This is a genomic window from Lentibacter sp. XHP0401 (assembly GCF_025751535.1).
Lineage (GTDB): Bacteria > Pseudomonadota > Alphaproteobacteria > Rhodobacterales > Rhodobacteraceae > Lentibacter.
In genome coordinates, this window is record NZ_JAOWLC010000010.1 from 149,091 (window position 1) to 161,958 (window position 12,868).

General features: G+C 58.5%; 14 protein-coding genes and 1 tRNA gene. 5 read left to right on the plus strand and 10 right to left on the minus strand.

Going from position 1 to position 12,868, the window contains the following annotated elements:
- Position 1: 1 nt before the first annotated feature.
- From modC to eutB, 6 genes are all read right to left on the minus strand, one after another.
- Positions 2-1,084, minus strand: a complete 1,083-nt coding sequence (modC, locus tag OE750_RS13795) for a molybdenum ABC transporter ATP-binding protein (RefSeq protein WP_263764846.1) — start codon at positions 1,082-1,084, stop codon at positions 2-4.
- Positions 1,081-1,773: a molybdate ABC transporter permease subunit gene (modB, locus tag OE750_RS13800; RefSeq protein WP_263764847.1), complete on the minus strand. Its 693-nt coding sequence runs from the start codon at positions 1,771-1,773 to the stop codon at positions 1,081-1,083. Before modB ends, modC begins: the two co-directional genes overlap by 4 nt.
- Positions 1,770-2,525, minus strand: a complete 756-nt coding sequence (gene modA / locus OE750_RS13805; protein ID WP_263764848.1) for a molybdate ABC transporter substrate-binding protein — start codon at positions 2,523-2,525, stop codon at positions 1,770-1,772. The genes modB and modA overlap by 4 nt, the downstream gene beginning before the upstream one ends.
- Positions 2,526-2,599: 74 nt before the next feature.
- Positions 2,600-3,970, minus strand: coding sequence for an aspartate aminotransferase family protein (locus tag OE750_RS13810; protein WP_263764849.1), 1,371 nt, complete (start codon positions 3,968-3,970; stop codon positions 2,600-2,602).
- A gap of 119 nt (positions 3,971-4,089) precedes the next feature.
- Positions 4,090-5,079, minus strand: coding sequence for a cyclodeaminase (locus tag OE750_RS13815; protein ID WP_263764850.1), 990 nt, complete (start codon positions 5,077-5,079; stop codon positions 4,090-4,092).
- Positions 5,069-6,076, minus strand: coding sequence for a hydroxyectoine utilization dehydratase EutB (eutB, locus tag OE750_RS13820; protein WP_263764851.1), 1,008 nt, complete (start codon positions 6,074-6,076; stop codon positions 5,069-5,071). The genes OE750_RS13815 and eutB overlap by 11 nt, the downstream gene beginning before the upstream one ends.
- Before the next feature lie 324 nt (positions 6,077-6,400).
- On the opposite strand from eutB, the gene OE750_RS13825 reads away from it, so the two are divergent.
- From OE750_RS13825 to OE750_RS13845, 5 genes are read left to right on the plus strand one after another with little or no spacing between them, the layout of a single operon-like run.
- On the plus strand, positions 6,401-7,189 hold the full coding sequence (locus tag OE750_RS13825) for an ABC transporter ATP-binding protein (protein WP_263764853.1): 789 nt from the start codon (positions 6,401-6,403) through the stop codon (positions 7,187-7,189).
- A gap of 29 nt (positions 7,190-7,218) precedes the next feature.
- Complete coding sequence (locus tag OE750_RS13830; RefSeq protein WP_263764854.1) at positions 7,219-7,968, plus strand: transporter substrate-binding domain-containing protein; 750 nt, start codon at positions 7,219-7,221, stop codon at positions 7,966-7,968.
- Positions 7,969-8,026: 58 nt separating this feature from the next.
- On the plus strand, positions 8,027-8,740 hold the full coding sequence (locus tag OE750_RS13835) for an ABC transporter permease (RefSeq protein ID WP_263764855.1): 714 nt from the start codon (positions 8,027-8,029) through the stop codon (positions 8,738-8,740).
- Positions 8,741-8,744: 4 nt separating this feature from the next.
- Complete coding sequence (locus OE750_RS13840) at positions 8,745-9,440, plus strand: ABC transporter permease (RefSeq protein WP_263764856.1); 696 nt, start codon at positions 8,745-8,747, stop codon at positions 9,438-9,440.
- A 9-nt stretch (positions 9,441-9,449) separates the two neighbouring features.
- Positions 9,450-10,244: a dimethylarginine dimethylaminohydrolase family protein gene (locus tag OE750_RS13845; protein WP_263764857.1), complete on the plus strand. Its 795-nt coding sequence runs from the start codon at positions 9,450-9,452 to the stop codon at positions 10,242-10,244.
- Here OE750_RS13845 and OE750_RS13850 read toward each other — a convergent pair.
- From OE750_RS13850 to OE750_RS13865, 4 genes are all read right to left on the minus strand, one after another.
- Positions 10,234-10,731, minus strand: a complete 498-nt coding sequence (locus OE750_RS13850; RefSeq protein WP_263764858.1) for a DUF4166 domain-containing protein — start codon at positions 10,729-10,731, stop codon at positions 10,234-10,236. The genes OE750_RS13845 and OE750_RS13850 overlap by 11 nt on opposite strands.
- A gap of 90 nt (positions 10,732-10,821) precedes the next feature.
- A tRNA-Trp gene (locus OE750_RS13855) sits at positions 10,822-10,897 on the minus strand.
- A gap of 56 nt (positions 10,898-10,953) precedes the next feature.
- Positions 10,954-11,685 carry a hypothetical protein gene (locus OE750_RS13860; protein ID WP_263764859.1) on the minus strand — a complete coding sequence of 244 codons (732 nt, stop codon included), beginning with the start codon at positions 11,683-11,685 and terminating at the stop codon, positions 10,954-10,956.
- Positions 11,669-12,727: a GSCFA domain-containing protein gene (locus OE750_RS13865; protein ID WP_263764860.1), complete on the minus strand. Its 1,059-nt coding sequence runs from the start codon at positions 12,725-12,727 to the stop codon at positions 11,669-11,671. Before OE750_RS13865 ends, OE750_RS13860 begins: the two co-directional genes overlap by 17 nt.
- Positions 12,728-12,868: the final 141 nt, after the last annotated feature.

Consider the following 12,868-nt stretch of genomic DNA (forward strand, 5'->3'; position numbering starts at 1 on the left):
CTCACCCGCCGACATCTTCCTGCGCAATCGAAACTGTTTTGACAATCGCATAGGCATCCACACCAAGGCCAAGGCCAAGCGCCTTGGCCGAGCGTCGCGTGATACGCGCCTGTATCTGCCCTGCCCCTGTCTCAAGCGCCACGATAGCGCCCGGCCCGTCACCCTCACGCATCCCTGTAACCTTGGCTTGCAAAATGTTGAGCGCCGAAAGCCCCTCGGGTTTCTGACGCGCCAAAATCACATCACTCGCCGCGATCCGCACCCGCAATCGCGCGCCGATATCATGCGCGACCTTGGGCAAAAACAGCGAAACACCCCCTGCGTTAAGCTCGGTCAGCCCGTCGGCATGATGGGTCACAACCACCGCGCTGATCATGGCTCCGACACCGCGCACACCACCGGGCACAAGATGCGGGTCTGCCAGAACTTCTGAAGGTGCACGCAAGCCCGAGGCCACGCCAGTCTCCAGCGTTACCACATGGTTGGCCAGCCGCCCAAGCTCACTCACCGAGTGAGTGACATACAGGATCGGCATGTTGCCTTCATCGCGCAGCCGCTCAAAATAGGGCAGAAGCTCGGCCTTGCGTGCACCATCCAGTGCCGCCAGCGGCTCATCGGCCAGAAGCACCTGTGGCCCGCTCAAAAGCGCGCGCCCAAGCGCCACACGTTGGGCCTCCCCGCCCGACAGCTTCGCAGGCCTACGCGCCAGAAGCCCACCAATACCAAGCAACTTAACAATGCGCTCGAATTCAGCCTCGCTTGGCGGATTGGCGGCAAGCTTGCGCCCGTAGTTGAGATTGGCCTCCACGCTCAAATGCGGGAACAACCGCGCATCCTGAAACACATAGCCAACCCCGCGCTTGTGCACAGGCTGGTTCACGCCCCTGGCTTGATCAAACAGCGCCTGCTCACCCAAAGCTATGCGCCCGGTGTCGGGCGTCACAAGTCCTGCAACCGCATTGATCAGCGTGGTTTTACCCGAGCCTGACGGTCCAAACAGCACAGTGATACCATCAGGCGCTTCAAACTGCGCCCGCAACTCCAGACCACTCATCGCCTTCACAATATCAACCGACAGCCTCATGCGCCCGCCACCCTACGCGCCATGCGCCGCGCCAGCCACTCCGACAGCAACAGCGCGCCCATCGCCACGACGATGGCAATAATCACAAGCTTGCCCGCCGAGCTTTCACCCCCCGGCACCTGCAAGAAACTATAGACCGCCGAAGGCAGCGTCTGCGTCTCGCCGGGGATGTTTGAAACAAAGGTGATTGTCGCGCCGAATTCGCCCATCGCCTTGGCAAAACCAAGCACCGCGCCAGCCAAAACACCGGGCATTGCCATGGGCAAAGTCACGGTAAAAAATACCCTCAAGCGCGAAGCACCGAGCGTCGCCGCCGCTGATTCAAACCGCATATCCACCGCCTCTATAGACAGCCTGATCGCCCGCACGGTCAGTGGCAACGCCATGATAGCAGCCGCCAGAACAGCCCCTGTCCAGCGGAACGCGAGCGGCAGCCCCACAGCCTCAAGCACCTGCCCGCCGAGGCCCTGCGAGCCCAAAAACATCAGCAGCAAATACCCCGTAACAACAGGCGGCAGGACCAGAGGCAAATGCACCACCCCGTTAAGCAGCCCATGCCCCCAGAACCGCCCCCGCGCCAGCGCATAGGCCACCCCGATCGCGGGCGGAACGCTCAGCGCTGTCGCCCAAAACGCCACTTTGAGAGAAAGGGCAACCGCCTGCCATTCTTCTGGGCCAAGCCAACTCACTCTGCCGCAGCCTCCAGTTTGATAAACCCTTGCGCACCCAACACAGACCATGCCGTATCACTCTGTAAAAACGTCAAAACCTCTGCTGCGGCTTCAGAGCCGCCAACAAGCGCGGCGGGGTAAACAATCGGACTGTGTGACTCTGACGGGAAACCCAGCAAAACCTGCACCTTGGGCTCGGCAACAGCATCGCTGCCATACACAACTCCGTAGCGCGCCTCGCCCATGGCCACCAGCGCAAGCGCCGCGCGCACGTTGTCTGTTTCCACAACCTGCGCCTTGAGCGCCTCCCAAAGGCCAAGTGACGTCAGCGCTTCGCGCCCGTATATCCCAGCAGGCACAGCTTGCGTCAGCCCCATGGCAATACGGCCCTCTCCAAAGCTGGCAGCATCTTCAAAATTCAGATCCGGCTCGGCTTCGCGACCAATAAACACCAAGCTATTGGCCAAAAGATCCAACCGGCTCGCCGCATCAATCTTTCCGCGCTCTTGTAAATGGTCCATCCAACCAACATTGGCCGAGATAAAAATATCAGCAGGCGCACCCTGCTCAATCTGGCGCGCAAGCGTCGAAGACCCCGCAAAAACCAGTCGCAGTTCGTGGTCCGTTGCCGCCAAAATCTCGGGTTTCAAGTCATCCAGCGCCGTCTTGAGGCTCGCCGCCGCAAACACGGTCACACGCTCCGCCGCCGCAGCGCTTCCAAGCGCGACTGCCAGCAAAGCCCCCAAACTCCATTTGCCTGCCCAAGCCATAACCAATCCTTTCCCATAAAAAAAGCCCCGATGCTCTTTCAAACATCGGGGCCATAATGTCAGAGCCTAATGCCTTAGCCCAGAACAGATTTTACCGCCTTGGCGGTCTTGCCGGCAACTTCGTCCGCCTCTTCGCGCGTGAGGCAGAAGGGCGGCGCAAAACCTAGGATGTCACCCTGTGGCATCGCACGGCCAATAACACCCTCCGCCAACAAAGCACCCGCAATCTGCGGACCGATCTTCTCGGAGGCATCAAAATAAACGCGACCGTCGCGCTCTTTCACAAACTCGACAGCACAGAGCATCCCCTCGCCGCGCACATCGCCGACATGGGCATGGTCCCCAAGCGCATCGGCCATGGCTTTGTTAAGGTATCCACCCATCTCTCCTGCATTCTGAACGAGGTTCAACTCGTCAATCAGCTTGAGGTTGGCAACACCTGCCGCCGCCCCGATGGGGTGCGCAGAGTATGTCCAGCCGTGTCCGATGGGGCCGTTTTCGTCCGTGCCCTGCTCAAGAACCGCCCACATCTTCTTGCTCACAATCGAGCCCGAAAGCGGCGCATAGGCCGAAGTAAGACCCTTGGCGATGGTGATAAGATCAGGCTTCATGCCGTAATGCTCGGAGCCGAACATTGTGCCGAGGCGCCCAAAACCGGTGACAACTTCATCAGCCACAAGCAGAATGTCATGACGCTCCAGCACCTCCTGAATAGCGGCCCAGTAGCCTTCAGGCGGCGGCACAATGCCTCCCGTGCCAAGCACAGGCTCACCGATAAAGGCCGCAATAGTGTCAGCCCCCTCGCGCTCGATCAGCGCTTCAAGTTCGGCCACGCAATGCGCAACAAACTCGGCCTCGGACTGGTCAAGATTGTCACGGCGGAAATAATACGGCGCTTCGGTGTGCACCACCTGAGAGAGCGGCAAATCAAACTTCTTATGAAACAGCTCAAGCCCCGTCAACGAGCCTGTCACAAGGCCCGAGCCGTGATAACCACGCCAGCGACTGATGATCTTTTTCTTCTCGGGGCGACCCAGAATATTGTTGTAATACCAGATCAGCTTCACGTTGGTTTCATTTGCATCAGAGCCGCCAAGACCAAAGTAAACCTTGCTCATATTCCCGGGCGCGCGGTCCAAGATCATTTTGGAAAGCGTAATGCTCGCCTCGGTTCCGTGTCCCACGTAAGAGTGGTAGTAGGCCAGCTCCTTGGCCTGCGCCGCAATCGCTTCTGCAATCTCTTCGCGCCCGTAGCCGACGTTCACACAGTAAAGCCCTGCGAAAGCATCGAGCAGGCGGTTGCCGTCACGGTCTTCAATATGACAGCCCTTGGCCCCCGTTATAATCCGCTGAGGCGTCACACCGCGGGCGAAGTCTGCCAAATGCGTTGAGGGATGGAAAAAATTCTCACGGTCCCACTGTTCAAGATGGTCGTTTTTAAGCATGGAAAATGCTCCTATAGTTGGCATCTCACCTTTATGCCGGAGCTCAGCGTGCAGATGGTTGGGTTAATGCGCGCCCCATCTCTGCCAAAAATGAACACGTATTTCCAGAGGAAATTGCCCTAACTTCGGATTTTCGTGCCGATATCGCCCATGACTTGCGCCACATAGGTTGCAATCGCCGTGTCTTGCGCGCCCGTGCCCGTGAGGTCGCATATAGTGATATCGGCCTCGCTTTGCCGCCCCGCGGCTTTACCCGTGATGACATCGCCAAGCTCTACAGGCTGCGTGCCAAGCGGCCATGCTCCTGCTGCCAGAGCCGCTTCAAGCTCGCCCGAGACGTCAACTTGGCTCGCACGGTCAGCCACATAAAGATCGGCCAGCGCAAGCGCCCTCGGGTCGATCTCGTTTTTGCCGGTCTGGTCTGCACCCATTGCGGTAATGTGCAGCCCCTCGTGCAGCCATTCAGCCTTCAGAACAGGCATCCGCGCTGGCGTTGTTGTCACCACAAGCTGGCTCTGCGCCACAAGGTCGGCCGCATCCGTGATCATCTCGCAATCAATCCCGAGGGCCTCGCTCAAATCCGCCGCACAGCGCGCAGCCTTCTGCATGTCCCGCCCATAAACCAGAAGCCGCTCGAACGGGCGCGCCAGATAGGCGGCCTGCATCTGAAGCCGCGCCTGCACCCCCGTACCAATCACGCCCGCAACGCGCACATGCTCCGGCGCAAGGTGCTTCGCGGCAACAGCCCCCGCCGCAGCCGTGCGCAAGTCGGTCAGGTAACCGTTGTCCAGAAACACCGCCTGCACCTGCCCTGTCTTGGCCGACATCAACACCATAAGCCCGCTAAGGCTCGGCAAGCCAAGCTTGGGGTTGTCAAAAAAACCGGGGCTGACCTTAATAGCAAAACCGTCAAATCCCTCAATGTAGGCCGTCTTCACATCAACCTCGCCATTGGCCGCAAGCAGCTCCATCGACAAAATCGGCGGCATGATCACCTTGCCCTGCGCCAAAGCCGCAAAGCCCCGCTCGATCACCTCGACAAGCTCGCCATTTAGCGAAACAAGCCCGCGCAACTCGGCCTCTGTCACAATCGAAATTTCACGTGCCATATGGCCTCCCTTTCAGTTCCACGCCCCCCAGCATCACGCTCTGCCCCGCCATAATCCGCGAAACTTGCGCCATATCGGCGTTACGCCCCGACAGGATCGTCGCCACAGGCCCTTGCGGCTTGGGTAGCTTGCCGGTCAGCATTGCAGCCAGCGCAACAACACTGCCTCCCTCTGCCACCATCCGGTCTTCATAAAACAAAACCTGCATGGCGTGGTAAATCTCGGCCTCGCTCACCAGCACAACGTCATCTAGCAACCCTTGACAGAGCGCAAAACTGAACCGGTTGTTCAGCCCGATCCCCCCGCCCAGACTGTCGGCAAGGCTTGGCCATTCTTTCACATCTACAGGCGCACCCGCCTGAAGACTCTCATACATCGCTGCCCCGGATTCCATGCTGATCCCGTAGACCTTGATTGCAGGACTGAGCGCCTTGGCGGCAATCGCCACACCCGCCGCCAGCCCACCGCCCGACAGCGGCACATAAATCGCCTCAAGTTCGGGACAAACCGCAAGCATCTCAAGCCCTATTGTGCCTTGCCCCGCAATCACATGTCGGTCGTCAAACGGCGAAATCTCGGCAAGCCCCTCTTCAGCCACAAGCCGCAGCACCTCGATCTGCGCGTCATCCTGCGACCGCCCGACAATACGCACCTCTGCGCCCAGCGCCTTGATGCCCTCAACCTTGGCGCCCGGCACAAGCTCCGACATGCAAATCACCGCGCGCAGACCTGCTTTTGCCGCAGCATAGGCCACACCGCGTCCGTGGTTTCCTGTCGAGCAGCATGTCACCCCGCGCGTGCCTTCGGGCAGGTTGGCAACAGCGTTCATCGCCCCGCGCAGCTTGAAGGCGCCGATCGGCTGCATCAGCTCGCATTTATACCAAAACGGCTGGCCCGCAGCCGCAGTCATGAATGGCGAAGCAAACATCGGCGTTGCATCGGCTTGTCCGATAATCACGCGTTGCGCGGCTTCTATATCGCTTAAATCAATGCGCATTCGCCCCCCGCTTTGCCATTATCACTCCTGAAACCACAGCCCAAAGCACATGTCAGCCCCTATTCCACTCCGTCAACACTGTGTTGACGCGCTAGAAAACAATGGTCGAGGCCCCGCCACAGATGGCGCAGACCTGCCCTCCCGTTCCAAATACAGCATAACAAATCAGCTTTGCCTTGGCTGCGCCCGCCTTCGTTATTACGCTTCCCAAGGGTCAACCCACTGAATTTCAGAAAAAGATTGCCAATCGGAGCCAAGAAACTAAGCTTCGAACGGTGCAAACATAAGATTCTCTGTTTGCACGGGGAGAAAAACAAAAAACGCATGACCGATAAAACAACTCAAAATAACACGGCTGCTACACTCGAAGTTGAAGACCTGCACAAATCATTTGGGGATCTTGAAGTTCTCAAAGGTGTGTCGATGACTGCGCGTGAAGGCGATGTTGTCTCGATTGTCGGCTCTTCCGGCTCAGGCAAAAGCACCTTCCTGCGCTGCATCAACCTGCTTGAGTTGCCCACGTCGGGAGTCATCCGTCTCTCGGGTGAAGAGGTCAAATTCAAAGGCACGGGGCTCAACCGCGTGCCATCTGATAAAAAGCAGGTCGCGCGGCTGCGCTCACAGCTTGGGATGGTGTTTCAAAGCTTCAATCTCTGGCAGCACATGAACGTGCTGCAAAACGTGATGGAAGGTCAGGTTCAGGTGCTCGGCGTGCCCAAAGCCGAGGCCCGCGAACGCGCGGAGGCTATCCTTGAGCGGGTCGGCCTCTATGACAAACGCGATCAGTATCCGGCCTTTCTCTCTGGTGGCCAGCAACAACGCGCCGCCATCGCCCGCGCCGTGGCGATGGAACCCAAAGTTATGCTCTTTGACGAGCCGACCTCGGCGCTTGACCCCGAACTTGTGGGCGAAGTGCTCAAAGTTATTCGCGGCCTCGCCGAAGAAGGCCGCACCATGATCCTCGTGACGCATGAAATGCGATTTGCGCGCGATGTCTCGTCCGAAGTTGTTTATCTCCATGAGGGCCGCGTCGAAGAGCGCGGCGCACCGGAAGACATCTTCACGAACCCAAGCAGTGAGCGGTTCGCATCGTTCATTCAAACCACCTATTAACCAACAAAAAACCAACCGGGAGACTACTCATGAACCTTAAATCAATCCTTGGCACAGTCGCTGCTCTGGCGTTCACAGCCACAGCCGCCACAGCCGAAATCAAAATCGGCTTCGCCGCCGAAGCTTACCCGCCCTTCACAGCCAAAAACTCGGCTGGCGAATGGGAAGGCTGGGAAGTCGATATGAAAGACGCGCTCTGCGCCGCGATGGAAGAAGAATGTGTCGTCGTTGACGTGGCATGGGATGGCATCATTCCTGCCCTTCTCGGCGGCAAAATCGACGCGATCATCGCATCCATGTCGATCACCGATGAGCGTAAAGAAACCATCAACTTCTCCGACAAATACTACAACACACCCGCCGTGCTCGTTGCACCCAAAAGCATGGATATCGGCCCTGACAGCATCGGCGGCAAAATCGTCGGTGTTCAGGTGTCGACCATTCACCAAAACTACGCCGAAAAGCACTTTGGTGACGCAACCATCAAATCCTACAGCACTTTTGACGAGCACAACCAAGACCTCGTCGCAGGCCGTGTTGACGCAGTTGTCGCTGACTCACTGGCTTTCTCAGAGTTCCTCAAAGCAACCCCCGACATGGAAGTCAAAGCAGAGCTGATCGACGAAGAAATCTTCGGCCCGGGGGCTGGCGTCGGCTTGCGCAAAGAAGACACCGAACTTGCCGATAAGTTCAACGCAGCCATCAAGCAAATCCGCGAAGACGGCACTTATGAAGAAATCTCGAAGAAATACTTCGATTTCGACATCTACGGCGGCTAATCGCCCCTCGCGCGCGGCGGCTTGTGCTGCCGCGCGCTTCCCTGCCTGATCGGATCTCATGGAAAACGCACTTGAACTCTTGGCCCTTTCGCCCCCCGGATGGGGCGGCAACCTGCTGCGCGGGCTGTGGAGCACGTTCCAGATCGCCCTTGGCGCTTATATACTCGGCCTCGCTCTCGGCCTCTTCGGAGCATTCGGCAAAATCTACGGTGGCCCTGTCCTGCGTGGCGTGCTCACCACCTACACAACAGTCATCCGCGCGGTTCCCGAGTTGGTGCTCATCCTGTTGCTCTACTACCTCGGAACCGACCTGCTCAACATGGCGCTCACCTCAATGGGGTTCGAGCGCACCGATATCAGCGGTCTCTGGGCCGGCATCTATGTCATCGGCTTCGTGCAAGGCGCTTACTCCACAGAAGTTCTGCGTGGCGCGTTTCAGGCTGTCCCCTTCGGGCAGATCGAGGCCGCCCGCGCCATAGGCATGTCGGCTTTCAAATCGCATTGGCGTATCATTCTGCCCGCGATGATCCCTTTCGCGCTGCCGGGCCTTGCCAATCTCTGGCTCATCGCTACCAAAGAAACCGCACTTCTGGCAGTCGTCGGCTTCTCCGAACTGGCACTTGAAACAAAGCAGGCCGCAGGTATCACCAAGGCGTATTTCATGTTCTATGTCGCCGCTGCCGCGCTCTATCTCATGCTGTCACTCGTCTCCACAGGCGTTTTCTCACTGGTCGAACGGCGCTTCCGCCGTGGCCAGCCGACGCAGAGTTAAGCGCATGGATTGGTCATGGCTCCCCGAATATCTTCCGCAGTTTGCGCAGGGCCTCTGGGTCACGCTTCAGCTGCTGTTCTGGTCCGTCCTCATCGGCATGTCGCTGGCCATTCCCATTGGCCTTGTCCAGGTCACCGGCCCACGCCCCTTGGCGTGGTTGGCGCGTGGCTTCACAACCGTGATCCGGGGCACGCCCCTGCTCATCCAGCTCTGGCTCATTTACTACGGTGTCGGCTCTCTTTTCCCGTCCATCCCCGGCATCCGTGAAACCGTCATCTGGCCTTACCTGCGCGAAGCCTTCCCCTATGCGGTGCTGGCTTTCTCCCTCTCGGTGGCAGGCTACGAAGGCGAGATCATGCGTGGCGCCTTCCGTGGTGTGCCCAAGGGCGAGCTTGAGGCTGCCCGCGCCGTCGGCATGACGCCCTTTCAGGTGCTCCGCCGCGTCTGGCTGCCCCGCGCCTTGCAAAACACCTTCCCGACCCTCACAGGCGAGTTTATTCTCACGCTCAAGGCAACCCCTCTGGCGGCCACGATCACTATCTACGAGGTCTACGGCATCGGCTCGATCGTGCGCACGGAAACCTACAAAATATACGAACCGCTCCTGTTTGTTGCTGGCATCTATCTCTGCCTCACTGGCATACTTGTCGTCGGCTTCCGCTATCTGGAAAACCGCATCCCGAAACAATCCCGCAGTTAAAGGCGCACCATGTCTCGCTCATATACCTTCACACATGCCATCTCTCGCAAGCCCTCGCAAAGCATCGTGCAAGGCCTGCGCGCTGTTGATACAGGCACACCCGATCTGTCACTTTTTGCCGAGCATCACGCCGACTATGTAAAAGCCCTGCGCTCCACGGGCGCACATGTCGAGCTGCTCGATGCGCTGGAAGACTACCCCGACAGCGTATTCGTCGAAGACGCCGCGCTCTGCCTGCCACAAGGCGCTGTCGTCATGCGCCCCGGTGCGCCAAGCCGACTTGGTGAAGCCGCGATCATGGCTCCGACACTGGCGCAGTTTTACAGCGATATCCGCACCATCGAAGCGCCCGACTTCATCGAAGGCGGTGATATCCTGACCACTGAAAAAGAGATCCTCGTCGGAACCTCTGCCCGCACCACATCTGGCGGTATTGAGGCGCTCCGCCGCGCAACTGCCGATTGGGGCTACACCGTGCGCGAGGTGGCAACACCCGAAGGCGTTCTGCATTTCAAAACCGACTGCTCGCTTCTGGACGAGGAAACCATCCTCTCCACAAAGCGCCTTGATGCATCAGGCTGCTTTGAAGGCTACCGCGTCATCCACACCGCCGAGGGCGAGGAAGCCTGCGGCAACACCATCCGCTTTAACGAGCTGGTCATCATGCCCGCAGGTTTTCCCCGCACGGCAGAGGCGCTCGATAAAGCGGGCTACAAAATCCACGAGGTCGGCAATTCGGAAGCAGCCAAGCTTGATGGCGGCATGTCCTGCCTGAGCCTACGCTTCTCGCCCCCTAAGGCGTAAGCCAGCCTTCATAGGCCAGCAGCACAAACCCCGCGAGGGGGGCGCGCACTTCAATTTTGAAGTGATACTTGCCATTGGCTCCCCATTCGCGCGCCTCAACGCGCGGCCAAAGCATACGTGGCAAGGGGATATCAAAAAACCGCACCGCCTTAGGCTCAAGCCTGACTGCGCCCGCCTCGATAACAAGCGCTGATGTCACCGTCACAGCGCCCATCCGCTCGGCAATATGCGGACCAGCCTGCCAAAGCTCCGAGCGCAACTCGCGGTCCTTGATCTGCCGCCGCCAGATCGCCGTATCGTCTTCCTCGCGCGTGGCAAACCACATAGGCGCATCCTTGCACGGCGGAGGATATCCCAAAAGCTGCATCAGCGGCGACACGCGCAAAGTGATCTCGCCGTCTTTGATACCAACCTGCGCATGAAGCGCCTGAATCTCAGGCGCAAGCTCCGTGAAGCGTTCGCCCAGAATGCGCTGATATAGCCTCATGTCACATGTCTCCCCATATCTTGCAGCATTCATGCCTATCCCGTGTGGGACTAGGCTTGGAATGCTTGAAACACAAGTATCTAAGGAAAATGGCAGGGGCACACAGACTCGAACTGTGGGCCTACGGTTTTGGAGACCGTCGCTCTACCAACTGAGCTATACCCCTAAGGCCGAGCTATCGGATAAATCGCGCGGCGTCGGAAATCAAGGCGATTTTTGCAATCAGAAGCGCTTTTCCAAAAGCTTGGCTGCATAAGCGGGCGCTTTGTGAACTGCATCCTGATTCTTGGCCGCATCCGCAACCGCGTAGGTTTCATCCGTGAACATACCCTGCACAACCGTTTCCTCCGGCTGGGCAATCAACCCGAGCCCAAGCGCCTCAAACGCACGTTCCAATGCGCCCCAGAGCCGTGCACGATGTTCAGGCTTCGCCTCAACAACACGCGGAAAGCTGTCCAGCACACCGCCTGCCTCGGTCTGGTCAACAATCCCCCAGCAAGGAAAGCCTGCATAGACAAAGACAATCTCCCTGGCCCCGTCCGCTTTCAACATCTGCGCCATACGCACGGCCCGACGCTCCTGAAGAAACTGCGCCGCAGCGTGGTCCAACGCCGCCTCACTGATCGCGCGGTCGGGGTCGAGCAGCAGATCAAGGTACGCGCTGAAAAACTCCGCCAGCCGCAGCCTTACGCCATAAAAAACAAACACATCAAAATCATCGGGCTTCAGCAGCTTTCGCCCTTTACCGTTCACCATCAGAACGGTTTTCTGCGCATCCGGCTTCATCGCCTTCAGCGCCCCATTGTTGTAAACAATATTCCGGTATTCTGGCCCCGCTGCGCCCCAGAACTCAACGTCATAGCCTTCAAACGTCATCAAGCCCTCGTCATAGGCATGGCGCACAGCAGCGATATTGCTGTCACCAAACACAACAAGCTTACTTTGCGAAGGCATTGAGCATCTCCTCTTCGCAGACCAGATCAGCATTCCCCTTGGCCTTACGTGGCGCCTTCTGCTTTGGTGCAGCCGCAGGGACGACCTCGCCAAAAACCCGCACCTGCTCCGTGAAGAAATGCCGCATCACAGTTGCGACCCCCTGCGGAACAACGCTTCGCATATTCGGCGCAAAGAACATGCCCCGAAAAACAGGGTGCGTGATGATTTCGTAGGACGGGAAATAATCAATCTGCCCGCTCCTGCCGGAAACCTCGCCCGCTACAGCGCGCAGAAGTGCCTTGGAATGGCTCGTTGCCGTCAGCACATGCTCACCCGACGCACTCGCCACAAGCGGCACAGGCGAAACCGTGAGCAAAACCCGCAAGTCGCTGTTCTGCACGCGCATCAAGGCCAACGCCGCCTCCAGATCTTCGCGCAACTCGTCAAAGCCCGTGTTGTGAAAGCTGTGCAGCCCAGCGTCAAACGCCGCCCCCGCTACCGTGCCGGGGCAAAGCGCATACTCAAACCCCGTCTCGCTGTTGCGCCAACACTCAGTAAGCCCGAGCGTAAACACAAAAACGCTGGCCTCGCTCACAGCCCGCCTCAAGCTTGCCAGCGTCGCGGCGCGGGCCTCAAGCAGTTCATCACGGCTCGCAAAGCCGCTCGGCTCTATCACGGGGCGCAGCGGATCATACCAGCGCCCCCCAGCTTCCCAAAGCTCGGTTTCTCCGCCTTCAAACGAAAGCCGCAGCCATTGCAACAACATGCGCGGCGTATAAATATTGCCCGTCCGAAAGCTGAAAATCCTGTAGTTGAATGTGCGTGCATCCGCCGCGCGCAGCCAGGGCGGTGCAGGTTCGGCATCAAACCAGTGATATCCCCGCTCCGCGAGCGCGCGCCCGATGTGCTGGGCAAAACAACTCCCCGCTGTCACAATCTTGTGCTCGGGTTTGACCTGAAATTTAGGCTGCCAAAGCCGCTCTAAAGCCAACGCACCTTTTTGGGCCACCGCAGTGCGCCAGAACGCCTGCGCTTCCAGATCTTCATAGGGGTTTGTCATGCTCGGTCTGCTTCTGCATTGTTTCCAAAACCGTAACAAAGTGCCGCGACAGCATCAACAAAACAAAAGGGCCGCCCTGTCGGGCGGCCCTTTCTATTTCAACCGAGGCGGGGTCTCGGCAGCTTTCTTTCAGAAAGCGCC

Bases quoted from the DNA above. Each gene is read 5' to 3' on its own strand.
- modC (WP_263764846.1), bottom strand. From the start codon at position 1,084: ATGAGGCTGTCGGTTGATATTGTGAAGGCGATGAGTGGTCTGGAGTTG.
- modA (WP_263764848.1), bottom strand. From the start codon at position 2,525: ATGGCTTGGGCAGGCAAATGGAGTTTGGGGGCTTTGCTGGCAGTCGCG.
- OE750_RS13810 (WP_263764849.1), bottom strand. From the start codon at position 3,970: ATGCTTAAAAACGACCATCTTGAACAGTGGGACCGTGAGAATTTTTTC.
- OE750_RS13815 (WP_263764850.1), bottom strand. From the start codon at position 5,079: ATGGCACGTGAAATTTCGATTGTGACAGAGGCCGAGTTGCGCGGGCTT.
- eutB (WP_263764851.1), bottom strand. From the start codon at position 6,076: ATGCGCATTGATTTAAGCGATATAGAAGCCGCGCAACGCGTGATTATC.
- OE750_RS13825 (WP_263764853.1), top strand. From the start codon at position 6,401: ATGACCGATAAAACAACTCAAAATAACACGGCTGCTACACTCGAAGTT.
- OE750_RS13830 (WP_263764854.1), top strand. From the start codon at position 7,219: ATGAACCTTAAATCAATCCTTGGCACAGTCGCTGCTCTGGCGTTCACA.
- OE750_RS13835 (WP_263764855.1), top strand. From the start codon at position 8,027: ATGGAAAACGCACTTGAACTCTTGGCCCTTTCGCCCCCCGGATGGGGC.
- OE750_RS13840 (WP_263764856.1), top strand. From the start codon at position 8,745: ATGGATTGGTCATGGCTCCCCGAATATCTTCCGCAGTTTGCGCAGGGC.
- OE750_RS13845 (WP_263764857.1), top strand. From the start codon at position 9,450: ATGTCTCGCTCATATACCTTCACACATGCCATCTCTCGCAAGCCCTCG.
- OE750_RS13850 (WP_263764858.1), bottom strand. From the start codon at position 10,731: ATGAGGCTATATCAGCGCATTCTGGGCGAACGCTTCACGGAGCTTGCG.
- OE750_RS13860 (WP_263764859.1), bottom strand. From the start codon at position 11,685: ATGCCTTCGCAAAGTAAGCTTGTTGTGTTTGGTGACAGCAATATCGCT.
- OE750_RS13865 (WP_263764860.1), bottom strand. From the start codon at position 12,727: ATGACAAACCCCTATGAAGATCTGGAAGCGCAGGCGTTCTGGCGCACT.